The organism is Kitasatospora sp. NPDC127067 (assembly GCF_042724755.1).
Taxonomy (GTDB): Bacteria; Actinomycetota; Actinomycetes; order Streptomycetales; family Streptomycetaceae; genus Kitasatospora; species Kitasatospora lactacystinica.
Map to the genome: position 1 here is coordinate 94,888 of NZ_JBHXEM010000007.1, position 23,207 is coordinate 118,094.

15 protein-coding genes are annotated in these 23,207 nt (G+C 74.6%); 12 read left to right on the forward strand and 3 right to left on the reverse strand.

Annotated elements, in window-relative coordinates:
- The first annotated feature begins 1 nt into the window (after window position 1).
- The 5 genes from glmU to ACFWJ4_RS05195 all read left to right on the forward strand — a co-directional run bounded on the left by glmU (window position 2) and on the right by ACFWJ4_RS05195 (window position 4,742).
- The gene (gene glmU, locus ACFWJ4_RS05175; protein WP_380539344.1) at window positions 2–1,456 is read left to right on the forward strand and encodes a bifunctional UDP-N-acetylglucosamine diphosphorylase/glucosamine-1-phosphate N-acetyltransferase GlmU; all 1,455 of its coding nucleotides are present in this window, start codon (window positions 2–4) and stop codon (window positions 1,454–1,456) included.
- Between the two features lie 203 nt (window positions 1,457–1,659).
- Window positions 1,660–2,637, forward strand: a complete 978-nt coding sequence (locus ACFWJ4_RS05180) for a ribose-phosphate diphosphokinase (protein ID WP_359899724.1) — start codon at window positions 1,660–1,662, stop codon at window positions 2,635–2,637.
- 280 nt (window positions 2,638–2,917) lie between these two features.
- Window positions 2,918–3,505, forward strand: a complete 588-nt coding sequence (locus tag ACFWJ4_RS05185; RefSeq protein WP_380539347.1) for a 50S ribosomal protein L25/general stress protein Ctc — start codon at window positions 2,918–2,920, stop codon at window positions 3,503–3,505.
- A gap of 189 nt (window positions 3,506–3,694) precedes the next feature.
- Window positions 3,695–4,273 (forward strand): aminoacyl-tRNA hydrolase, encoded by a 579-nt coding sequence (pth, locus tag ACFWJ4_RS05190; protein ID WP_359910057.1) that lies wholly within the window; start codon window positions 3,695–3,697, stop codon window positions 4,271–4,273.
- A 187-nt stretch (window positions 4,274–4,460) separates the two neighbouring features.
- The gene (locus tag ACFWJ4_RS05195; RefSeq protein ID WP_359910054.1) at window positions 4,461–4,742 is read left to right on the forward strand and encodes a hypothetical protein; all 282 of its coding nucleotides are present in this window, start codon (window positions 4,461–4,463) and stop codon (window positions 4,740–4,742) included.
- Window positions 4,743–4,899: 157 nt separating this feature from the next.
- Here ACFWJ4_RS05195 and ppc read toward each other — a convergent pair whose 3' ends face one another.
- Window positions 4,900–7,698: a phosphoenolpyruvate carboxylase gene (ppc, locus tag ACFWJ4_RS05200; RefSeq protein WP_380539351.1), complete on the reverse strand. Its 2,799-nt coding sequence runs from the start codon at window positions 7,696–7,698 to the stop codon at window positions 4,900–4,902.
- 259 nt (window positions 7,699–7,957) lie between these two features.
- On the opposite strand from ppc, the gene ACFWJ4_RS05205 reads away from it, so the two are divergent.
- Window positions 7,958–9,223 (forward strand): sensor histidine kinase, encoded by a 1,266-nt coding sequence (locus ACFWJ4_RS05205; protein ID WP_380539354.1) that lies wholly within the window; start codon window positions 7,958–7,960, stop codon window positions 9,221–9,223.
- A 21-nt stretch (window positions 9,224–9,244) separates the two neighbouring features.
- On the opposite strand, the gene ACFWJ4_RS05210 is transcribed toward ACFWJ4_RS05205, so the two are convergent.
- Window positions 9,245–9,772, reverse strand: a complete 528-nt coding sequence (locus ACFWJ4_RS05210; protein ID WP_380539414.1) for an SUKH-3 domain-containing protein — start codon at window positions 9,770–9,772, stop codon at window positions 9,245–9,247.
- Window positions 9,773–9,831: 59 nt separating this feature from the next.
- The gene (locus ACFWJ4_RS05215) at window positions 9,832–10,293 is read right to left on the reverse strand and encodes a YwqJ-related putative deaminase (RefSeq protein ID WP_359910045.1); all 462 of its coding nucleotides are present in this window, start codon (window positions 10,291–10,293) and stop codon (window positions 9,832–9,834) included.
- 366 nt (window positions 10,294–10,659) lie between these two features.
- Here ACFWJ4_RS05215 and ACFWJ4_RS05220 point away from each other — a divergent pair, with 366 nt between their 5' ends.
- From ACFWJ4_RS05220 to mfd, 6 genes are all read left to right on the forward strand, one after another.
- Window positions 10,660–11,823: a Gfo/Idh/MocA family protein gene (locus tag ACFWJ4_RS05220; protein WP_380539357.1), complete on the forward strand. Its 1,164-nt coding sequence runs from the start codon at window positions 10,660–10,662 to the stop codon at window positions 11,821–11,823.
- Window positions 11,820–12,995, forward strand: coding sequence for a DegT/DnrJ/EryC1/StrS family aminotransferase (locus ACFWJ4_RS05225; protein ID WP_380539360.1), 1,176 nt, complete (start codon window positions 11,820–11,822; stop codon window positions 12,993–12,995). The genes ACFWJ4_RS05220 and ACFWJ4_RS05225 overlap by 4 nt, the downstream gene beginning before the upstream one ends.
- Before the next feature lie 214 nt (window positions 12,996–13,209).
- The gene (locus ACFWJ4_RS05230) at window positions 13,210–14,211 is read left to right on the forward strand and encodes an SMI1/KNR4 family protein (protein ID WP_380539363.1); all 1,002 of its coding nucleotides are present in this window, start codon (window positions 13,210–13,212) and stop codon (window positions 14,209–14,211) included.
- Between the two features lie 85 nt (window positions 14,212–14,296).
- Window positions 14,297–17,002: an SUKH-4 family immunity protein gene (locus tag ACFWJ4_RS05235; RefSeq protein ID WP_380539366.1), complete on the forward strand. Its 2,706-nt coding sequence runs from the start codon at window positions 14,297–14,299 to the stop codon at window positions 17,000–17,002.
- A gap of 265 nt (window positions 17,003–17,267) precedes the next feature.
- Window positions 17,268–18,725 carry a hypothetical protein gene (locus tag ACFWJ4_RS05240; protein WP_380539369.1) on the forward strand — a complete coding sequence of 486 codons (1,458 nt, stop codon included), beginning with the start codon at window positions 17,268–17,270 and terminating at the stop codon, window positions 18,723–18,725.
- Between the two features lie 770 nt (window positions 18,726–19,495).
- Window positions 19,496–23,149 (forward strand): transcription-repair coupling factor, encoded by a 3,654-nt coding sequence (mfd, locus tag ACFWJ4_RS05245; RefSeq protein WP_380539372.1) that lies wholly within the window; start codon window positions 19,496–19,498, stop codon window positions 23,147–23,149.
- The last annotated feature ends 58 nt before the right edge of the window (window positions 23,150–23,207 follow it).

Here is a 23,207-nt window from a genome sequence, read left to right on the forward strand (position 1 = left end):
CATGGGTGCCAATTCGCTTGCCGCCGTTGTCGTGCTCGCCGCCGGTGGCGGGACCCGGATGAAGTCGAACAAGCTGCCCAAGGTGCTGCACGAGGTGTGCGGGCGCTCGCTGGTGGGTCACGCGGTCTCGGCGGCCCGGGAGCTGACGCCCGGCCAGTTGGTCGTGGTGGTCGGCCACCAGCGCGAGCAGGTCGAGGCGCACCTGGCGGAGCACTACCCGGCCACCCGCACCGCGGTGCAGGTGGAGCAGAACGGCACCGGGCACGCGGTGCGCACCGCGCTGGAGTCGCTGGCCGCCGACGGCGTGGCGCTGGACGGCACGGTCATCGTCACCGCCGGCGACTCGCCGCTGCTGACCGGGGAGACCCTGCGCCGGCTGGCCGACGCGCACATCGCCCAGCAGAACGGCGTCACCGTGCTGACCGCCGTCGTCCCGGAGCCCTTCGGCTACGGCCGCATCCTGCGGGACGAGGACGGCACCGTCGCCGCGATCGTCGAGGAGCGGGACGCCAGCGCCACCCAGCGCGCGATCACCGAGATCAACTCCGGCGTCTTCGCCTTCGACGCCAAGCTGCTCACCGCGGCGCTGGGCGAGCTCACCACGGACAACTCGCAGGGCGAGGAGTACCTGACCGACACCCTGGAGATCCTGCGCAAGGCGGGCCACCGGGTCGGCGCCGTGGTGGCCGAGGACCACCGGGACATCCTGGGCATCAACGACCGGGTCCAGCTGGCGCAGGCCCGCCGGCTGCTGAACGACCGCCTGCTGGAGCGGGCGATGCGCGAGGGCGTCACCGTGGTGGACCCGGCGACCACCTGGTTCGACGTGCAGGTCAGCTACGAGCCGGACGCCGTGGTGCTGCCGAACACCCAGCTCCAGGGCGCCACGCACCTGGGCGAGGGCTGCGAGGTCGGCCCGAACTCGACCCTCAAGGACACCCTGGTCGGCGCCGGCGCCCGGGTGAGCAACACCACGGCCGACCGCGCCGAGGTGGGCGAGCTGGCCACCGCCGGTCCGTACGCCTACCTGCGGCCCGGCGCCAGGCTGGCCCGCAAGGCGAAGGTCGGCACCTACGTCGAGGTGAAGAACTCCGAGCTGGGCGAGGGCGCCAAGGTGCCGCACCTGTCCTACATCGGCGACGCCACGATCGGCGAGGGCACCAACGTCGGCGCGGCCTCGGTCACCGTGAACTACGACGGCGTGAACAAGCACCGCACGGTCATCGGCGCGCACTGCCGCACCGGCTCGGACAACATGTTCATCGCCCCGGTCACCATCGGTGACGGCGCCTACACCGCCGCCGGTTCGGTGATCACCGGCGACGTCCCGGCCGGGGCGCTCGGTGTGAGCCGGGCCACGCAGCGCAACATCGACGGCTGGGTCGAGCGCAAGCGCCCCGGGACGGCATCCGCGCAGGCCGCGCAGGCTGCGGCGGACGGGGCCGAGCAGGCCTGAGCGGGCGGGCCCGGGGGCCGGGGGCGGTCCCGAGGCGGACGGTTTCTGCGCGGGCGCGTAACCTTGGGGACATACGTGCGCCACTGGGCTTACCGCCCGTGTCCAGGCGTACCGACAATTCCCCCTACCCGTGCCACGAGCGGGCCCTGCCTGCCCGCCACCGGGTCGAGGGTTCAGCGTTCGCAACGCGAGGAGACGGTGCAGTGAGCGGGATCACGACGTCGGGTGAGAAGAAGCTGAAGCTCTTCTCCGGCCGTGCCCACCCGGAGCTGGCGAAGGAGGTGGCCGAGGCGCTCGGGACCGAGCTGGTCCCCACCAAGGCCCTGGACTTCGCCAACGGCGAGATCTACGTCCGCTTCCTGGACTCCGCGCGCGGCGCGGACTGCTTCGTGATGCAGAGCCACACGGCTCCCATCAACCAGTGGATCATGGAACAGCTGATCATGATCGATGCTCTGAAGCGGGCCTCCGCCAAGAGCATCACCGCGATCCTGCCGTTCTACGGCTACGCCCGCCAGGACAAGAAGCACCTCGGCCGCGAGCCCATCTCGGCCCGGCTGATCGCCGACCTGCTGCGCCAGGCCGGTGCGGACCGCCTGATGGCCGTGGACCTGCACACCGCGCAGATCCAGGGCTTCTTCGACGGCCCGGTGGACCACCTGTTCGCGCTGCCGCTGCTGGCCGACTACATCGGCGGGAAGGTCGACCGCTCCAAGCTGACCGTCGTCTCGCCGGACGCCGGCCGGGTGAAGGTCGCCGACCAGTGGTGCGACCGGCTGGACGCCCCGCTGGCGATCATCCACAAGCGCCGCGACATCACCCAGGCCAACACCATCCTGTCGGCCGACGTCGTCGGTGACGTCAAGGGCCGGGTCTGCGTGCTGGTCGACGACATGATCGACACCGCCGGCACCATCTGCGCCGCCGCCGACGCGCTGTTCGACAACGGCGCCGCGGACGTCGTGGTCGCGGCCACCCACGGGGTCCTCTCCGGCCCGGCCGCGGACCGGCTGAAGAACTCGCGGGTCAGCGAGTTCGTGTTCACCAACACGCTGCCCACCCCGGCGGAGCTCCAGCTGGACAAGATCACCACGCTCTCCATCGCCCCGTCGATCGCCGCCGCGATCCGCGAGGTGTTCGAGGAGGGCTCGGTGACCAGCCTCTTCGAGGGCGTGCACTGACGAAGGCCCGTGCAGGCGGCCCCGGTCCGGACGGACCGGGGCCGCCGCCGATTTCGCGGGAGGCCGCAGGTGCGGTTAGACTCGTGAAACTGCTCGGCGAGGGATGCCGTGTGCCCGTTCGACGGGTGCCCGATCCGTGATCGACGCGCTGCCGGTGCCGGATTCCCGTCCGCCCGGCAGGCCGTTGCCGCCGAGTGACCCCCGAACGTACTGAGGGTGTGGTCCCGGCGGTTTTTCGCGTTGCCTGCACCCCCGCGCCATTTCCACGAGGAGTGCAGTCGTGTCCGAGATCCGTATTGCCGCTGAGACCCGTTCCGAGTTCGGCAAGGGTGCCGCCCGTCGTGCCCGCCGCGCCGGCTTCGTCCCCGGTGTCGTCTACGGCCACGGCCACGCCCCGGTTCACCTGAACCTGCCCGGCCACGACCTGATGATGGCCCTGAAGACCCCGAACGCCCTGCTGGTCGTGCCGATCGAGGGCAAGGACGAGTACGTGCTGCCGAAGGCCGTCCAGCGCGAGGCCATCAAGCGCACCATCGAGCACGTCGACCTGCTGCTGGTCAAGCGCGGCGAGAAGGTCACCGTCGAGATCCCGGTCCACACCGAGGGCGAGCTGGCCCCGGGCGGCAACCTGGTGGAGCACGTCCTGCAGTCCCTGCCGATCGAGGCCGAGGCCACCCACCTGCCCGAGTCGGTCACCGTCTCCGTCGAGGGCCTGGAGGCCGGCGCCTCCATCCACGCCAAGGACATCGTCCTGCCGGCCAACGTCTCGCTGGCCGTCGAGGCCGACGCCGTCGTGCTGCAGGTCATCGCCGCCCAGGCCGCCCCGGTCGAGGACGAGGCCGCCGAGGCCGAGGGCACCGAGGCCTGAGCCTCCTGACGCCCAATTGCTGAGACCGCTGCCCCGGGAGCTACCGCAGGAGCGAACGGGGGCGCGGTGGTTACGCGATGATGACGTCGAGCGCGAAGGCGAGGAGAGAAGCGTGAGCGAGCGCAGCGAGCGAGCCATGGAGAGGTGCGCGGTCCGCGAAGCGGCCGCCGAGCGCAGCGAGGTGGGCGCATGAGCGAGGACTACGACGGCCCCTGGCTGGTGGTGGGGCTGGGCAACCCCGGGGAGCAGTACGCCCGGAACCGGCACAACATCGGCTTCATGGTGGTGGACCTGCTGGCGCAGCGGATGGGCGCCAGGTTCAAGGCGCACAAGAGCCGGGCGCAGGTGGCCGAGGGACGGCTGTCGGGCAAGCGGGTGGTGCTGGCCAAGCCGATGTCCTTCATGAACCTCTCCGGCGGGCCGGTGACGGCGCTGCGCGACTTCTACAAGGTGCCGGCCTCGGCGCTGATCGCGGTCCACGACGAGCTGGACATCGACTACGCGGCGCTGCGGCTGAAGCTGGGCGGCGGGGACAACGGCCACAACGGCCTGAAGTCGATCACCAAGTCGCTGGGCCCGGACTACCACCGGGTGCGCTGCGGGATCGGCCGTCCGCCGGGCCGGATGGAGGTCGCGGACTTCGTGCTGAAGGACTTCTCCTCGACCGAGCGCAAGGAGCTGGAGTGGTTCGTGGACCGCTCGGCGGACGCGGTGGAGGCGCTGCTGTCCGAGGGGCTGGAGCGGGCCCAGGGCACGTACAACTCCTGATCGCAGCTGACCGTCCGTCAGGACCGCGCGCGGGTACGCAACGGTCGTACAACGCTTGCCCGTCCACACCTGAATCGGTGTGAGAACCCCGTGCGGGATCGGATAGCGTCGGCTGGGTACGCGAACGAGTCCTGGGGAGTTCTCGATGCGGGGATTGCGTCCGGTCCGCCGAGTGCGGCGGAGCCGGGTGGTCGAGCTGAAGCGGCTCGGGCGGCGGGTCGGTACGGCCGGTGCGCTGGGGGCGGCCGGCGTCCTGCTGTCGAGCGGTGCGCTGGCGCACGCGGAGCCGGTGGCCGAGTCGGACCCGGCGGTCTCCCCGGAGCCGGCGGCGGCGCAGTTCGGCCCGGTGCTCGGCGATTCGATGGGCCCCGACGCCGGGCTGCTGGCGGTCGGCGGCGGCCTGGTGGTGGCGGCCGGCGGCGCGGCGCTGTGGCTGAAGCGCAGGCGCGCGGGCGAGGTGGCGGAGTAGCACCCCCGCGCGCATCAGGACCCCGCGCGGATCAGGAGCCCTGCGCGGAGCGGGAGTTCCGCACCGAGCAGCACCCCCCGTGCGGAGCGGGAGCCTCACGGCGATGGGCCGGTGTCCCGGACGGGACACCGGCCCATCGGCCGTTCTCGGGCGGCCGTCAGCCGGTGTTGCGCAGGCCGGCGGCGATGCCGTTGACGGTCAGCAGCAGTGCGCGGGCGCGCAGCGGGTCGTCCTGGCGCCCGGCCGAGAGCTCCTCGCGCTGGCGGCGCAGCAGCGCGACCTGGAGGTAGGAGATCGGGTCGAGGTAGGCGTCGCGGACGGCGAAGGTCTGCTTCAACACCGGGTTGTGCTCCAGCAGTTCGTTCTCGCCGGTGAGCCGCAGCACCTCGCGCAGGGTGAGCGCGTGCTCGGCCTTGATCTCGTCGAAGACGTGGCGCAGCTCGCCGGGCACCAGCTGCTCGACGTAGTGCTGGGCGATCCGCAGGTCGGTCTTGGCCAGCGTCATGGCGACGTTGGACAGGAAGTTGCGGAAGAAGTGCCACTCGCCGTACATCTCGTCCAGCACGGCGCCGAGGCCCGCCGCGCGGGCGGCCGCGAGGCCGGAGCCGACGCCGAACCAGCCGGGGACGATCTGCCGGGACTGGGTCCAGCCGAACACCCACGGGATGGCCCGCAGGCCGTCCAGGCCGGCGCCGGAGTCGGGGCGGCGGGACGGGCGGGAGCCCAGGTGCAGCGAGGCGAGCTGGTCGACCGGGGTGGCGGCGAAGAAGTACTTCGGCAGGTCCTCCTGCTCGACCAGGCCGCGGTAGGCGGTGTGGGCGGCCTCGGAGACCTGGTCCATCGCGGCGTCCCAGCGGGCCAGCGACTCGGGGGCCTGGCGCGGGGCGGTGTGCAGCGCGGAGGCGGAGAGCGTGGCGGAGATGGTCAGCTCCAGGTTCTCCCGGGCCAGCGAGGGGAGCAGGTACTTGTCGGAGATGACCTCGCCCTGCTCGGTGACCTTGATCTCGCCCTCCAGGGTGCCCCAGGGCTGGGCCAGGATGGCCTCGTGCGAGGGGCCGCCGCCGCGGCCGACGGTGCCGCCGCGGCCGTGGAACAGGCGCAGCCGGATGCCGTAGCGGTGGGCGACGTCGCGCAGGCGGCGCTGGGCGCGGTGGATCTCCCACTGGGAGGTGGTGATGCCGCCGAACTTGGAGGAGTCGGAGTAGCCGAGCATGACCTCCTGGACGTCGCCGCGCAGCGAGACGAGCAGGCGGTAGGACGGGTCGGAGAGCATCTCGTCGAGGATGCGGTCGGCCTGCTGGAGTTCGTCGGTGGTCTCCAGCAGCGGCACGATGCCGATCTTGGCGATGCCGGCGTGCAGGTCGATCAGACCGGCCTCGCGGGCCAGCACGGTGGCCGCGAAGACGTCGTCGGCACCCTGGCACATGGAGATGATGTAGCTCTCGACGATCTCGTCGCCGAAGCGCTCGAAGCCCTGGCGGATCGTGTTGAACACGCCGAGGGTCTTGGTGCCGGCCTCGTCCAGCGGGGCCGGGGTGGGGGCGAGCGGGCGGCGCGAGCGGAGCTCCTTGGCGAGCAGCTTCTGCCGGTACTCGCGGGGCATGTCGGCGTAGCGCCAGGCCTCTTCGCCGAGCCGGTCGAAGAGCTGGCCGAGGGCGTGGTGGTGGGCCTCGGCGTGCTCGCGCACGTCCATGGTGGCGAGCTGCAGGCCGAAGGCCTCGACGGTGCGGATGGCGCGGGCGAGGCGGCCGTCGGCGATGAGCTCGCCGCGGTGGGCGCGCAGCGAGTCCTGGATCAGCCGCAGGTCGGCGATCAGCTCGCGGGTGCCGAGGTAGTCGCGGCCCTCGACGTGCGGGGTGCCGCCGGCCAGCCGCTCGCGGGTGTTCTCCAGCTTGAGCCGGATGCAGGTGGCCTTGAGGCGGTAGGGCTCCTCGGCGTTCATCCGCTTGTAGCGCGGGCTGAGTTCGGGGAGCAGGTGCAGATCGGTGTTGAGCGAGGCGAGCAGTTCGACCGAGGCGCCGGCCAGCCGCTCGGAGGTGGAGAGCGTGTTGCGCAGGTCGTCGATCGCGGAGAGCGCGTCCTTGATGCCGTACTCGTGCTGGAGGTTGAGGACGTCCCAGGTGACCTGCGGGGTGACGTTGGGGTTGCCGTCGCGGTCGCCGCCGATCCAGGTGCCGAAGGTGAGCGGCCGCACGCCGTCGGGCAGGCCCAGGCCGACCCGGGCGAGCTCCTCGTGCAGCTCCTCCAGGACCTCGGGGACGGCCTCGCGGTAGAGCTCGTCCAGGTAGTAGACGGCGTTGCGGGCCTCGTCGGTGGGCTCGGGGCGGGCGATGCGCAGCTCGTCGGTCTGCCAGAGGAGGTCGATGACCTCGGCCAGGCGGCGGTCGGCGGAGCGCTTGGCGCTGCTGGTGCGGGCCTGGTCGGCGGCGGCCAGGCCGGAGGTGACCTCGTCGCGGTGGATGCGGTCGAGGAGCTCGCCGATCCGGCGCAGCTTGTTGAGGACGCTGCGGCGGGCGGCCTCGGTGGGGTGCGCGGTGAAGACCGGGCGGACCGCGAGGTGGGCCAGGGTGTCCTGGAGGTGCTTGGGGTCGGCCTCGGCGAGCTGGTCGGCGGTCTGCGCGAGCAGCGAGCCCTCCCGGGCGCGGCGGGTGGCGAGCTCGCGGCCGCGGTGCACCTGCTCGGTGACGTTGGCGAGGTGGAAGTAGGTGGAGAACGCCCGGACCAGCTTGGCGGCGGTGTCCAGGTCGATGTCGGAGAGGAGTTCGGCGGTGGCCTCGCCGTCGGTGCGGCTCAGCAGGCGGACCTGTTCGACCAGGCCCAGCAGCTGGGGGCCCTCCTGGCGGACCAGCGTCTCGCCCAGCAGGTCGCCGAGGCGTCGGATGTCCGCACGCAGGGCGGCATTGTCGGCGACGACGGGCGTGGGGCTGTCCGCCGGGGTGGGGACCGGAGCGGTCACGGCTGGCTCCCTCTGGTGGTGGGGTTCGGCAACGGCTCATCGTCACAGGTCCACACGGGTGTGGCGGGTGTGACGCGTGCGGACCGCGCTGTCCGACGCGACCAGCATAGGTGTCGGGGCGGGTGCTGTCCGCGAGGTGGCCGGATGGCGGACAGGGCCGCCGAAAACCACCTGTGGTCTGGACCACTTGACGGCTTCGGGGGGTGTGCCGGGAGATCCCGGTGGGGAGGGGAGGGGGTTGCCGCTTACGCTGTGGGGCATGAGCAAGTCGCCTGGGGAGCGCATGCCGGTCCGGTGGTTCTGGTGGTGGAAGCGGCCGCGCAGCGCCTTCCTGGACGTCGGGCTGGGGCTGCTCGCCGCGGTGGAGTGCGCGGCCAGCACGATCGCCTTCCTCTCCGCCCGGATACACGTCAGCACCGCGGGAGCGGTCGGCATAGCCGTGCTCGGCACGCTGGCCGGCGGCTCGCTGGTGGTGCGCCGGCGCTGGCCGGCCGTCCCGGTACTGGTGACGCTGCTGGTGATGCCCGGCATGCTGGGCGTGGTGCTGCTGGTGGTGGCGCTGTACACGCTGGCCTCGACCTGGGAGTGGCCCTCGCGCCGGCGCCGGGTGGTGGCGCTGTCCGGCCTGGCCTTCGCCGAGGCGGCCGCGGTGATGGCGGTGTCGCTGATGACGCCCGGCGACATGATGGACCCGCCGCCGCTGTGGGGTCAGATCCTGCTGTCGCTGCTGGTGTCGGTCGGGCTGACCGTCGCCCCGGTGGTGACCGGACTCTACGTCGGCGCGCGGCGGCGGCTGATCGAGTCGCTCAAGGACCGCGCCCACGGCCTGGAGACCGAGCTGGACCTGCTGGCCGAGCAGGCGCAGGAGCGCGCCCGCCGGGCCCGGCTGGAGGAGCGCACCCGGATCGCCCGGGAGATGCACGACGTGGTGGCGCACCGGGTGTCCCTGATGGTGGTGCACGCCGGGGCGCTGGAGCGGATCGCCGGCAAGGACCCGGACAAGGCGGCGCAGAGCGCCAAGCTGATGGGCGAGGTGGGCCGGCAGGCGCTGAACGAACTGCGCGAGATCCTCGGGGTGCTGCGGATGGACGACGAACGGCAGCCGGAGCCGGACTCGCTGGCCGGGCTGCCGCGGCTGGTCGACCAGTCCCGCGCGGCCGGGATGGCGGTGACCCTGACGGTCAGCGGCAGCCGGCAGGAGTTCACCGGCGAGGCCGAGCAGACCGCCTACCGGGTCGTCCAGGAGGGCCTGACCAACGCGCACAAGCACGCGGGCGGCGCCCAGGTGTCCGTCCTGCTCTCGTACGCGCCGAACGGGGTGCGGGTGGCCGTGGTGAACGCCTGCCCGGGCGGGGAGCGGGGCGCGGCGAAGCTGCCCAGCGGCGGCAACGGGCTGGTCGGGATGCGGGAGCGGGTGATCGCGCTGGGCGGCACCTTCTCCTCCGGGCCGGAGGCGGACGGCGGGTTCCGGATCGAGGCGGTGCTGCCGTCCCGGCTGGCGGTGCGGGCCGAGCGGCTGCGCTGAGCCGTCCCCGGCCCCCGGCCGTCAGTACTCCTCGGCGGTGCGCAGCCGCTCGGGGGCGGTGCCCAGGACGAGGGTGGAGATCGCCTGGTCGATGCCGTGGCCGAGGAACCACTCGCCGGTGTGGTCCAGGCTGTAGACCCGGCCCTCCTCGTCGACGGCCAGCAGCGCCTGCCCGTACGCCTCCTCGCCGAGCGGGGCCAGCCGGGTGCCCAGCGCCCGGCCCAGGTCGAGCAGGGTGCGCGGCTGGTGCAGCCCGCACAGCGGGTCGATCAGGAACGGGGTGCGGGCCAGCTGGCGGCCCGGGCCGGACAGGTCGAAGGCGAGGCCGCCGAACTCGGCCCAGGCCTCCACCGCCGCCGGGAACACCGCGTGCCGTACGCCGGTGGGCGCGCCGTACCCGGCCAGGGCGTCGGCCCACTCCTCGGCCTGCCGGATCTCCCAGCGGCCGGGGTGCCAGCCGGCCGCCTTGAGCTCGGCGGCGACGTCGGCGGGGAAGCGCGGGCGGGTCCGGGTGCCGGCGGGGGAGAGGGTGGCCGGTGGGGACGGGATCGGCGGGTTCAGGGCGGACTCCAGGGCTGGGGGACGGGGACGTGCCGGCGCTCGGCCGGTCAGTGCGCGGGCGGCCCGACGGCGACGCTGCGTACGGTGAAGTGCTCCAGCATCGGAGCGCAGGAGCGGCACGGCGGGGCGTGGCTGCCGTGCGCCGGGTCGTCCTCCTCGCGGATGCGCACGGTCGTCATCCGGGCGCCCTTGAGCGACTTTCGGGCCTCCTGCAGGGTCATCGGCTTGCGGGCGGCGCGCTTGGAGCGCCGGCCGTCGACCGCGGCCAGGTGCTGGGAGAGCAGGACGGCCTCCGGGCAGCGGCCGGTGAACCGTTCGCGGGCCTCCGCCGGCAGGGTGTCCAGGAAGTCGGCGACCAGGTGGTGCAGCACCGGGCGGCGCGGGTCCTTGTCGCCCGCCAGGGTGTGCACCTCGCCGCCCTTGAGCGACAGCGCGGCGGCGACGGCGGGCAGCAGGCTGTCGCGGTGGTGGCGCAGCACGGGCGGGCCCGCCGGCTCACCGGTGGTCATCCGTCGTCCTCCTCCTCGTAACCCGGCATCGGCCGGAGTGACCGGGCCGGTCCGGGGCAAGCCTGTCAAACGGTACTGACAACCGCACAACCGGGGTGCGGCGGCGGCCGGTGCCGCGGCCGGCCGGCCGGCGGTCGCCCGATGCCGGCCGAACGCGCACCCGTCCGTCACGACTTGTCCGCCGATTTACCGAAACGGCCCCCGGGCCCGATGCCCGGCCGGTACCGTTCCGGCAGCGAGCCGAAGGGGACGCGGCCGACCGTGCGGACAGCCGCCGGCAGCCCGACTCCGGTGCCCGCGCCGGACGTTGAGGCCGCCGGGGAAGGCCTGTCGCCCGCCCCGGCGCTGAGCGAAGGGGCTCGTGCGATGACGTCGGAACCGCAGGACGAGCACTGGCAGACCGCCAACCAGGCACCCGGCGGACACGTGCCCGCACCGGACGAGCCGCCCCGGCCGGTGCCCGAACACCCGGTGGGGCTGGCCGTGGTCGGGGCCGGCTACTGGGGCCCGAAGCTGGTCCGCAACGCGCAGCACACCCCGGCGCTGCGGCTGCACTGGCTGTGCGACCTGGACGAGGCCAAGGCCCGGGCGGTGCTGGGGGAGTACAGCACCGTCGGGGTGACCGACAGCTACCGGCGGGTACTGGCGGACGGGCGGGTCGGCGCGGTCGCGGTGGCGACGCCGGCGGGCGCCCACTACGCGCTGGTGCGGGCGGCCCTGGAGGCCGGCAAGCACGTCCTGGTGGAGAAGCCGATCACCACCTCCGCCGCCGAGGCCGAGGAACTGGTCGACCTGGCCGAGCGGCGCGGGCTGGTGCTGATGTGCGACCACACCTTCTGCTACACCCCGGCGGTGCGGCGGATCCGCGAACTGGTCCACGGCGGGGACATCGGGGACGTCCAGTTCTTCGACTCGGTGCGGATCAACCTCGGCCTGGTGCAGCCGGACGTGGACGTGCTGTGGGACCTCGCCCCGCACGACCTGTCGATCCTGGACTTCGTGCTGCCGCCCGGGGTCGAGCCGGTCGGGGTGTCCGCCCAGGGCGCCGACCCGATCGGGGCCGGCCGCGCCTGCGTCGCGTACCTGACGGTCCGGCTCAGCAACGGCGCGCTGGCGCACTGCCATGTCAACTGGCTCTCCCCGACCAAGGTCCGCACCACCCTGATCGGCGGCTCGCGGCGCACCCTGGTCTGGGACGACCTCAACCCGCAGGCCCGGCTGGCCGTGCACGACCGCGGGGTCGACCTCACCCCGCCCGACCGGCTGACCGACGCGATCCGGCACCGGGCGCTGATCTCCTACCGGGTCGGCGAGATGGTCGCGCCCGCGCTGGTCGAGCAGGAGGCGCTGCGCAACGTGATGGCCGAGTTCGCGGCCGCCATCACCGAGGGCCGGGCCCCGCTCACCGACGGCCGGGCCGGGGTGCGGGTGCTGCAGCTGCTGGAGGCGGCCTCGCTCAGCCTCGAACTCGGCGGCGCCACCGTCCCGGTGGGCGCGGCGGTCCGGACCGGGGCGGAGGTCGCCCGGTGAACGGGCCGGTGCGCGGGCCGGTGCGCCGGGGCGCGGTGCGGGATCCGGCGCGGGATCCGGTGCGGGAGGGCGTCCCGCTGGTCGATCTGGCGGCGGCGCACGCCGAGGTGGCGGACGAGGTGCGGGCCGGCTTCGACCGGGTGCTCGCCTCCGGAGCCTTCGTCAAGGGCCCCGAGGTGGCCGCCTTCGAGCGTGAGTACGCGGCCTTCGCCGGTGTCCGGCACTGCGTGGGCGCCGCCAACGGCACCGACGCCCTCGAACTGGCCCTGCGCGCCCTGGGCCTGCCGCCCGGCAGCGGGGTGGTGCTGCCCGCCAACACCTTCGTCGCCACCGCCGAGGCCGTGCTGCGGGCCGGGCTCCGCCCGGTGCTGGTCGACGCCGACCCGGAGTACCTGCTGATGGACCCGGAGCGGGCCGCCGCCGCGCTGCCCGGCGCGGCCGCGCTGCTGCCCGTCCACCTCTTCGGCCAACTCGCCCCGATGGGGCCGCTGCTGGCGGCGGCCGACGGACGGCCGGTGGTGGAGGACGCGGCGCAGTCCCAGGGCGCCCGGCAGCACGGGCGGAGCCGGTACGGGCGGATCGCGGCCACCAGCTTCTACCCGGGCAAGAACCTCGGCGCCTACGGCGACGCCGGGGCGGTGCTCACCGACGACGACGCCCTGGCCGACGCCGTCCGGCTGATCGGCGACCACGGCGCCCGCGACCGGTACCGGCACGAACGGTTCGGCTTCAACTCCCGGCTGGACGCGCTGCAGGCCGTCGTGCTGCGCGCCAAGCTGCGCCGGCTGCCCGCCTGGAACGCCGCCCGCCGGGCCGCCGCCGCCCGCTACGACGAGCTGCTGGGCGGGCTGGACGGGCTCACCCTGCCCCGCACCGCGCCCGGCAACGAGCACGTCCGGCACCTGTACCCGGTACGGATCGGCGCCGGCCGGGACCGCGACGCGGTGCTGGCCGAACTGCACGCGGCCGGGATCGGCGCCGGGGTGCACTACCCGGTGCCGGTCCACCGGCAACCCGCGTTCCATCACCTCGGCCACCGCGAAGGGACGTTCCCGGTCGCCGAGCGGGCCGCCCGCGAACTGCTCAGCCTGCCGCTGCACCCCCACCTCACCGAGGCCGGGCAGCTGCGGGTGGCCGAGGCGCTGGCGCGGGCGCTGGGCGTGCGGTTGTGACGTCGGGGACGCTCCCGGCGCGGCTTCGGGCGGGAGCCGGGCAAGGCTTCGGGCGGGGTTCCGGGCGGGCTCCGGGCGAGGTCCCGGCCGTGCGCCGCCCCCGGGACCCGCCGTCGCTCCCCCGTCGTCCGCCTGACGGACGGGGGGTTGAAGGCAGGCCCTAGGCTGGTGCCCAGCAGGCACCGTATTTGCAGCAGCCAGTGGGGGCTCCCAGATGACGACAGGTCGGCCCGGCGTCGCCGCCGCACCGAACGCGGCGTACGCAGGTCAGGTGGTGAAGTTCCCGGACCCGGTCCGCGCGGAGCGGCACCCCGCCGGGGTCAGGGTGGACGAGTACGGCTTTCCGGACTTCGGCCCGTACGCCGCCGCCGCGGCCGAGGTGGCCGACCCGCCGGAGGGCTTCGGCGTGGACGAGCTGCGGCTGACCGACTACGTGTCGGCCAACGCCGCGCTCTACACCCAGGGCCACCCGCTCTGGGCCGACCTCTCGACCGCCGTCGCCACCCCGCCCGGCTGGACCTGGCACCACGCGGTCGGCCGGGCCGCCCCCGGCTGGCGGCGGATGGAGCTCGTGCCGGTCGAGGTCAAGGCGCTGCTGCGGCACCACGGCGGCCTGGCCACCTCCGCCGCCGACCACACCCGCCGCGGCACCCGCCCCCTGCAGGAGCGCCGGGCGGTGCACTTCTCGCTGGCCGGGGACGGCGGCGACCCGATCGGCGTCCCCGAGGACCTGGTGCAGCGCGCCGAGCAGCGCCTCGGCTACCGGCTGCCCGACGCCTACCGCACCTTCCTCAAGCTGGGCGGCGGCCGCACCCCGGTCGGCGTGGCGCTGGACACCGAGCTCGGACTGCTGCTCGACCAGCCCTTCCTGACGCTCACCGAGGAGTACGGCACCGCGGACGTCGTGTACGCCAACAAGTGCCTGCGCGACCACCTCACCAAGGACTACCTGGCCGTCGCCTACGCCCAGGGCGGCCTGGTCGCGCTCAAGGTGCGCGGCGAGCGGACCGGCTCGGTCTGGTTCCACCTGCACGACGACGCCCGCGACACCGGCGCCCCGGAGGCCCCGGAGGACCGCTGCGCCCGGCTGCTGCTGCCCTGCGGCGAGGACTTCGACGCCTTCCTGCTGCGGTTGGCGGGCAGCCCGCCGGAGCTGGAGACGGTCGCGGAGCTGATGGTGGACGGCGGGTTCGCCCGGGCCGTCCCGGTGGGCTGAGGCGCGTGGTCTCGGTGGTCTCGGTGGTCGCGGTGGTGTCGGTGGAACGGGGGACGAAGAGGATGCGGACAGGGGTGAACCGGGCGTGGTGACGTACGCGCAGGCGCAGGAGCTCGCCGAGGAGTGGATCAACGGCGGGGTGCCGCGCTCGCAGCAGCGCGAGGTGCGGGTCCGGGAGTTCGACCTGGGCTTCGTCTGCTGGGCGGTGGCGCCCGCGGGCCCGGCCGAGGGCACGGGCGGTGCGGGCGGCGGCACGGGGGAGGCACGGCTGGTGATCGCCCGGGACTCGGGCGCCAGCACGCTGTGGCCCGCGCTGCCCGTCAACGAGGTGGTCCGGCAGTACGAGGAGGTCTACGGGCGGCCGGTGGCGGCCAACCCGGCCGGGGCGGCGAAGCCCGCGCCCGGACCGGTGGAGGCCACCTCCTTCCTGCTCAGCCCGCCGCAGTGGCTCCAGGAGGCGGGGGCCGCGGCGATCGCGGCGGAGGCGGAGCGGCTCGGGACGGCCCCGGCCGGGCCGCAGGGTGCCGAGGCCCCGGCCGCGGCCGCTGCTGCCGGCGCCGCCGCTGCCACGCCCGTCGAGGAACCGCCCGTTCCGGCGCCGCAGCCCGTTCCCGCGCCGTTGCCCGCCCCGGCCGTGCTGACCGAGCCGCCGGTCTCCGGCCGGCCCGCCGGGGACGCGCCCACCATGCTCGCGCCGCCGCCCGGGCACGAGGAGCCGGTCGTCGCTCCGCAGCCCTCGCCGCAGCCGCAGGCCGTCGCGCCGGTGCCGCCGCCCGTGGCTCCGGCCGCCCCCGTCGCGCCCGGTGTGCCCGGTGTGCCGGGCCCGTCGGACGGGGCCGACGCCGCCACCGTCCTGATGCCCGAGGGGCTGCGGATCACCGGCTCCGACCTGCCCGAGCCCGCCGCGCCGGCGGGTGCCGAGGCCGCGACCATGCTGATGCCGCCGACGAGCGGCGGCCACGGCATGCCCCCGGTCCCGCCGTTCGCCGACCGGCCGCAGGGGGCGCAGCCGCCGTTCGCCGAACCGCCGGCCGCCCCGCCGGCCCCGGCACCCGCCCCGGCCGCCGAGCCGGCGCCGACCCTGCTCGCCTCGCCGGACGCCATGCCCGGGCTGATGGGCCTGCCGGGCGCCCCGGCCGCTCCGTCCGCCGCCGGCCCGCAGGCGGAGCACGCCCCGACGATGCTGGCCCCGCCGGGCGGCATGCCCGGCCTCGCCGGCCTGCCCGGTGCCCCGGTCCCCGGCGCCCCGGAGGGCGCCGCGCCGCAGGGCGGACTCGGACGCGGTGCCGGCTCGGTCCCGCCGCCGCCCCCGCCGGCCGCGCTGCGCGGGGGCCCCGCCGGTGCCCCCGGTGCGGCCGCCGCCCCCGCCGGACTCGGACGCGGTGCGGGTTCGGGCCCGCCGCCGCCCCCGCCGGCCGGGCTGAAGCACACTCCGGGCTCCGGTACGCCCGTCGCCGCCCCGGCCGGTTCCGGCGGCCGCGGCGCGGCCTCCGCCCCGCCGCCTCCGCCCCCGGCGGGCCTGCGCGGTGGCGAGGCCCCGCCGGCCCCGCAGGGCGCGCCGCCCGCCGGCCCGTCCGCCTCCGGTACGGCGTACGAGGCGACCCAGCTGGCGGGCGCGATCGACCCGGCGCTGCTGGGCGGCCCGGCGGACCCGGGCACCCCGCCGTCCGGCGGTCCCGCCGTCCCGCCGCCGCCCGGCGGCCCGGCGGCCCCCGCCGCGCCCGCGGCCGGCTACGGCTACCCGAACACGGGCGGTGCCGCGGGGGTCGTTCCGCCGGCGGTGCCCGGTTCGCCGCAGGCCGCGCCGGTGCCCCCCGGGGTGCCCGCGGTCGGCCCGGGGTACTTCGCCGCGCTCAGCTACCGGGGCCCGGACGGCTCGGAGCAGAAGCTGCTGCACCGCAGCGAGCCCGGCACCCCGCACCCGGAGTGGAAGATCCTGCAGGACCTGCGCCGGCTCAACGTGCCGCCGGAGCAGGTGCTGGAGCTCTACACCGAGCTGGAGTCGTGCGACCTGCCGGGCGGCTACTGCAACCGCATGATCGCCGCGTCCTGGCCGAACGTCCGGCTCACCCACACCGCCCCGTACGGCCGCGACCACGCGTCCCGGCAGGCCGGGATGGCCGAGCTGCTCGACCATCTGGACGAGCTGCACCAGCTGGCGTCCGGCGCCCAGCGGGTCCGCCCGTTCCGGGTGCCGCCGCCCGCGCCCGGGACGGTCCAGGCGCTGCCGCCGCTCCCGCCGCAGCAGCTCGCCCAGGAGACCGGCGCCGCCTTCGGGCAGAACCTGTTCCGGTACGAGCAGCGCGCCGTCTCCCGCCAGGGCGTGCCCGAGCCGGTGTCCCAGACCCTGATGTGGGCCGGGCTGCCGCGCGACTTCGGGCCGTTCTTCTGGGCGCAGGCGCAGGAGGGCCGCCCGATCCCGACGCTCGCCGAGCTGGCCGCCGAGCGCGGCCTGGCCGCGGGCCCGGACTTCGGCGGCTACCTGGTGCTGGGCAACGACTACGGACGGCAGCTGTGCGTCCAGTACGGCACCGCGCACGTGGTGGCCGTGGACATCGATGGAACCGGTCAGCCGCCCCGGTTCGTCAACAGCGGTGTACCGGAGTTCGTCCGCTCGATGGCCCTGCTGGGCCGGATGTGGCGGCTGCGGTACGGGCTGACCCCGGACCAGGCCGGTCGTTGGACGACCGACTTCCAGGCCCAGCTCGCCGCGATCGACCCGGCGGCCCTGCAGAACGCGGACACCTGGTGGGCCGTGCTGCTGGAGCAGTTCTGGGACGGCCTGCTGTAGCGGACCGTCGCAGGTCCTCGCAGGTGGGAGGGGTCGTTCCGGTGTCCGGAACGGCCCTTCCGGCATGCCTCCGCAGCTGTGCCTCGTTGGGGTTTCGCCCAGATCTGCGCAAAATAGGTCAAGAGGATGGGTCTATTCGTCTCGTCCTCGACATATTCCGGTCCGCACGACGACGGAATCCGGCCCGGGGCACCGAACCGGTTCCGGATCCGTCCGTTCCGTCCGATCATGGGCTCCGCAGCCCGCGAAACGAGGGGAAGAGCCCATGAGCGACGCCGTCCCCCAGTACGGCTTCACCCAGGCCCGCCGTGGCTACGTGCCCGAGCAGGTCGACCGAGCCCTCGCCGCCCTCACCGCGCAGCGTGACGAGGCGTGGGAACGGTTGAGCGTCCTGGGCGCCGGAATCCGGCAGATGGAGGCCCGGCTGGCCGACATCCGCCGGACTGCCGAGGAGGCCCCGGAACCCGACTACCAGGTACTCAGCGAGCAGGCCGCCGGACTGGCCGCGATGGCCGAGAACGAGGCGCGCGCCGTCCGGGAGAAGGCCGAGCGCTTCGCCGAGGACCTGCGGGACGAGGTCTACGAGGCGGGGCAGGCCGCCGACCGCGCCGCCAAGGAGTACAGCACCACGACCCGTACCGACGCGGACGCGGCCGCCCGCCGCACCGAGGAGCGGACCCGGGCAGAGGCCGAGGGCATCCGGTCCGACACCGACCGGGAGAGCCGTTCCGCCCGGGACACCGCGACCGCGTACGCCGCCAAGGTGCGGGTGGCCGCCGCCGAGGCCAGCGAGCAGGCCGAGGCCGAGCTGGCCGCCCGGCGCCGCAAGGCCGACGAGACCTTCGCCGCCGCCCAGGCCGCGGCCGACGCCGAGGACGCCGAGGTCTCGGCGACCGCCGAGCGCAAGGTCAAGGAGGCGGAGCAGCAGCGGGAGACGGTGCTGAACCGGATCAAGCAGCTGGAGACGGACGCCCAGGCCAAGGCCGACCAGCTGGTCGAGCAGGCCCGCCGGGAGGCCGAGAAGATCAACGCGGAGAGCGAGCGTGAGCAGCGCGAGTTCGACACCCGGCTGGAGACGGTGCAGCAGCACCTGGACCACATCAAGGCCACGCTGGCCTCGCTCACCGGGGCAGCGGTCGGCCAGATCGAGCCCGAGGTGGCGGCGGCCGCCGTCGCGGCCGCCCGGGCCGCCCAGGACTCCGTCGGGACCGTCGTGCCCGCCGCGCCGCCCGCGCCGCCCGCGCCGCGGGACGCGGTCGCGGACGCGGTCGTCGACTCCCCGCCGGTGGACTCGGAGGCGGACACCGGGGAGATCCCGGTGGCCGACCTGCGCAAGACCCTGACTCCGGCGGCTCCCGCCGGGGCCAAGGCCCCCGCCCGGGAGAGGTCGGCGACCGTGCTGCGGACGCCGGTGGTCGGCAGCAGCGCCACCAGGGCCATCGGCGGGCCCGTGGCGACCGGCCCGGTGCCGCCGAAGCCGGCCTCGCCGCCCGCCGAGGAGACGGTCGAGGGGACGGCCGGGGCCGAGGGAGGGGCCGAGGGGACGGCCGAAGGAGCGGCCCAGGGAACGGCCGAGGCGAAGGCGGTCGACGGGCCGGCCGCTGCCGGGAAGGGCGACGGGCGGTCCTCGGAGGCCGAGACCCGGATCGTTCCGAAGATCATCATCGTGGACGACGGCAGCGACTACGCGACCCCCCACACGGTGAGCTACAACCGCCGCTGACCGGCGCGCCCGACCACGCGTCGCGAAGGCCCCGACCGCCCGGTGAGAGGCGGTCGGGGCCTTCGCCGTGCCGGGCGCGCCCGGGCTCTCGGGCGGGCCGGGGCCGGAAGCCGGGGAGGACGGGCGGGCTTCGGGACAGGACGGCGGTCGACGGGGTAGGCCCCCGGGAACGAAAGAGGCCGAGACCCGTGGCGCCCTCCAGGAAAGGGCGCCACGGTTCCCGGCGCTTGGGCGGGCGCCCCCACCCAGGGCCGCCCGGCCTCGCACCTCCGACCCCCATCGGGGGTGCGACAGTGCCCTCCACAGCCATCCCCCACGGTTGGGTGCGGCGGGCACGTTCACCATGGTGCGCGATCTCCATGGACGGCCAGTGACAGGAGTATGTCCAGTTCGTGGCGGATAGCCGTGCCCCGTTCGGGACGGCTCCCGGTTGGTTCGTCCACCGGCCGGTCCGGTGTTCCGTCCAGTCGTTCGTTCTCGGACGTGTTCCTGACAACCTGCGCGGGCGGTCGCGCGGATGCCCGGTGCTCCGGGTCCCCGGCCGACCCCGGCCGACCCCCTTTCGCCCCCTTCCGCCCCCTTCCGGCCCCGGCGCGGGTCCGGCACGGCCCCGGTCCGGCCTCGCCGAAGCCGTGGACCGCGTGCGCGTCCCTGCCGCGGCGTAGGCTGGAGACCCCCGGCCGCTCGGCGTGCCGGGCCGTTCGCGTTGCCCCGGCGGGCCTTCGCCGCCCCGGGGCAGCATCAGCCACGGGACGAAGAAGAGACCCCAGATGAGCCTGACCGGACTGCTCGATGTCGTCGCGCGGGACGCGGCGCTCGCCGAGGCGATCGAGGCGGCCACCGCCCCCGGAGCCGCGGCCGGTGGACGCCGCCACCTGGACCTGGTCGGACCGCCCGCCGCCCGGCCGTTCGCCATCGCCGCGCTGGCCCGCGCGCTCGCCGGGCAGGCCGCCGGGGACCGCGGCCGCCCGGTGCTCGCCGTCACCGCGACCGGCCGGGAGGCCGAGGACCTCGCGGCCTCGCTGCGTTCCCTGCTGCCCGTCGACGCCGTCGCCGAGTTCCCGGCCTGGGAGACCCTGCCGCACGAACGGCTGTCGCCCCGCTCGGACACCGTCGGGCGCCGACTGGCCGTACTGCGCCGGATCGTGCACCCGCGGGCGGACGACCCGGCGGCCGGGCCGGTCCAGGTGGTGGTCGCCCCGGTCCGCTCGGTGCTCCAGCCGCAGGTCAAGGGGCTGGCCGAGCTGGAACCGGTGGCCGTCCGGCGCGGTGAGTCGTACGACCTGGGGGAGGTGGCCCGCCGGCTCTCCGCCGCCGCCTACGCGCGCGTCGAACTGGTCGAGAAGCGCGGCGAGTTCGCCGTCCGCGGCGGCATCCTGGACGTCTTCCCGCCGACCGAGGAGCACCCGCTGCGGGTGGAGTTCTGGGGCGACGAGGTCGAGGAGGTCCGCTACTTCAAGGTCGCCGACCAGCGCTCGCTGGAGATCGCCGAGCACGGCCTGTGGGCGCCGCCCTGCCGCGAGCTGCTGCTCACCGAGGAGGTGCGGGCCCGGGCCGCCGAGCTGTCCGCCGAGCACCCCGGGCTGGCCGAGATCCTGGACAGGATCGCCGAGGGCATCGCGGTCGAGGGCATGGAGTCGCTGGCGCCGGTGCTGGTGGACGACATGGAGCTGCTGGTCGACGTGCTGCCGCTCGGTTCGGTCGCGGTGGTCTGCGACCCCGAGCGGGTCCGCACCCGCGCCGCCGACCTGGTGGCGACCAGCCAGGAGTTCCTGCACGCCTCCTGGGTCGCGGCCGCGGCCGGCGGGGACCGCCCGATCGACCTGGAGACCATCGACGTCTCCGCCGCCTCGCTGCGCTCGCTCGCCGAGGTGCGCGAGCACGCCGCCGAGATCGGGCTGCCCTGGTGGTCCGTCAGCCCGTTCGCGACCAGCGAGTCGACCGTCGACGGCATCCCGGCCCGAGACGGAGTCGCCGGCTGGCACGGCGATGCCAACACGCTGACCCTCGGCATGCACGCCGTCGAGGCCTACCGGGGCGACACCGCCCGGGCGATCGCCGACGCCAAGGAGCGACTGGCCGCCGACTGGCGGGTCGTCATGGTGACCGAGGGCCACGGCCCGGCCTCCCGGCTCGCCGAGGTGCTGGGCAACGAGGGCATCCCGGCCCGCCTGGTCGCCGACCTCGCCGAGGCGCCCACCCGGGACGTCGTCCACGTCTCCTGCGGCTCGATCGAGCACGGCTTCGTCGACGAGAACCTGAAGCTCACGGTCATCACCGAGACCGACCTGTCCGGCCAGAAGTCCTCCACCAAGGACATGCGCCGGATGCCCTCGCGCCGCCGCAACGCGATCGACCCGCTGGCGCTGGTGGCCGGCGACTACGTCGTCCACGAGGCGCACGGCGTCGGCAAGTACGTCGAGATGGTGCAGCGCACCGTCCAGGGCGCCACCCGCGAGTACCTGGTGCTGGAGTACGCCCCGGCCAAGCGCGGCCACCCCGGCGACCGGCTGTTCGTGCCGACCGACCAGCTCGACCAGGTCACCAAGTACGTCGGCGGCGAGGCCCCGACGCTGCACCGGCTCGGCGGCGCGGACTGGGCGAAGACCAAGCAGCGGGCCAAGAAGGCGGTCAAGGAGATCGCCGCCGACCTGATCAAGCTGTACTCGGCGCGGATGGCCGCCCCCGGCCACACCTTCGGCCCGGACACCCCGTGGCAGCGGGAGCTGGAGGACGCCTTCCCGTACGCGGAGACGCCGGACCAGCTGACCACCATCGCCGAAGTCAAGTCGGACATGGAGAAGTCCGTCCCGATGGACCGGCTGATCTGCGGCGACGTCGGCTACGGCAAGACCGAGATCGCCGTGCGGGCCGCGTTCAAGGCCGTGCAGGACGGCAAGCAGGTGGCGGTGCTGGTGCCGACCACGCTGCTGGTGCAGCAGCACTTCTCGACCTTCGCCGAGCGCTACGCGAACTTCCCGGTGAACGTGAAGGCGCTGTCCCGCTTCCAGAGCGACACCGAGGCCAAGGCCGTGCTGGAGGGGCTGTTCGAGGGCTCGGTGGACGTCGTCATCGGCACCCACCGGCTGTTCTCCTCCGAGACCAGGTTCAAGGACCTCGGCCTGGTCATCGTCGACGAGGAGCAGCGCTTCGGCGTCGAGCACAAGGAACAGCTGAAGAAGCTGCGCGCCAACGTGGACGTGCTCACCATGTCCGCGACCCCGATCCCGCGCACCCTGGAGATGGCGGTCACCGGCATCCGCGAGATGTCCACCATCACCACCCCGCCGGAGGAGCGGCACCCGGTGCTGACCTTCGTCGGGCCGTACGACGAGAAGCAGATCTCGGCCGCGATCCGGCGTGAACTCCTGCGCGAGGGCCAGGTGTTCTACATCCACAACCGGGTGGAGTCGATCGACAAGGCGGCCGCCCGGCTGAAGGACCTGGTGCCCGAGGCGCGGATCGCCACCGCGCACGGGCAGATGGGGGAGAACCAGCTGGAGAAGGTCGTCGTCGACTTCTGGGAGAAGGAGTTCGACGTCCTGGTGTCGACCACGATCGTGGAGTCCGGCATCGACATCTCCAACGCCAACACCCTGATCGTGGAGCGCGGCGACACCTTCGGCCTCTCCCAGCTGCACCAGCTGCGCGGCCGGGTCGGGCGAGGCCGCGAGCGCGGCTACGCGTACATGCTGTACCCGCCGGAGAAGCCGCTCACCGAGACCGCGCACGAGCGGCTGGCCACCATCGCCCAGCACACCGAGATGGGCGCCGGCATGTACGTCGCGATGAAGGACCTGGAGATCCGCGGCGCGGGCAACCTGCTCGGCGGCGAGCAGTCCGGGCACATCGCGGGCGTCGGCTTCGACCTCTACATGCGGATGGTCGGCGAGGCGGTGGCGGAGTTCCGCGAGTCGCTGGCGGGCGGCGGGGAGCCGGAGGAGGAGCCGCTGGAGGTGAAGATCGAGCTGCCGGTCGACGCCCACGTGCCGCACGACTACGCACCCGGCGAGCGGCTGCGGCTGCAGGCGTACCGCTCGATCGCCGCGGTCAACGCGGAGGAGGACATCCAGCAGGTCCGGGACGAGCTGGTGGACCGCTACGGCAAGCTGCCCGAGCCGGTGGAGAACCTGCTGCTGGTCGCGGCGCTGCGGCTGTACGCCCGGCGGTGCGGGATCTCGGACATCACCCTCCAGGGCTCCAACGTCCGCTTCGGGCCGGTGGAGCTGCGGGAGTCCCAGCAGCTGCGGCTGAACCGGCTCTACCCGCGCAGCCAGGTGAAGGCGGCGGCCCAGCAGCTGCTGGTGCCGCGCCCGAGCACCGGGCGGATCGGCGGCAAGCCGCTGGTCGGTCGGGAACTGCTGGGCTGGTGCACCGAGTTCCTGTCGGCCATGTTCGACGACCTGGCGGGGGCGAAGAAGTAGGCATCCGGAGGGCCCCGCCCTCCAGGTGGTTCACGGCGGTCTCGGGCTCTGCCCCGGG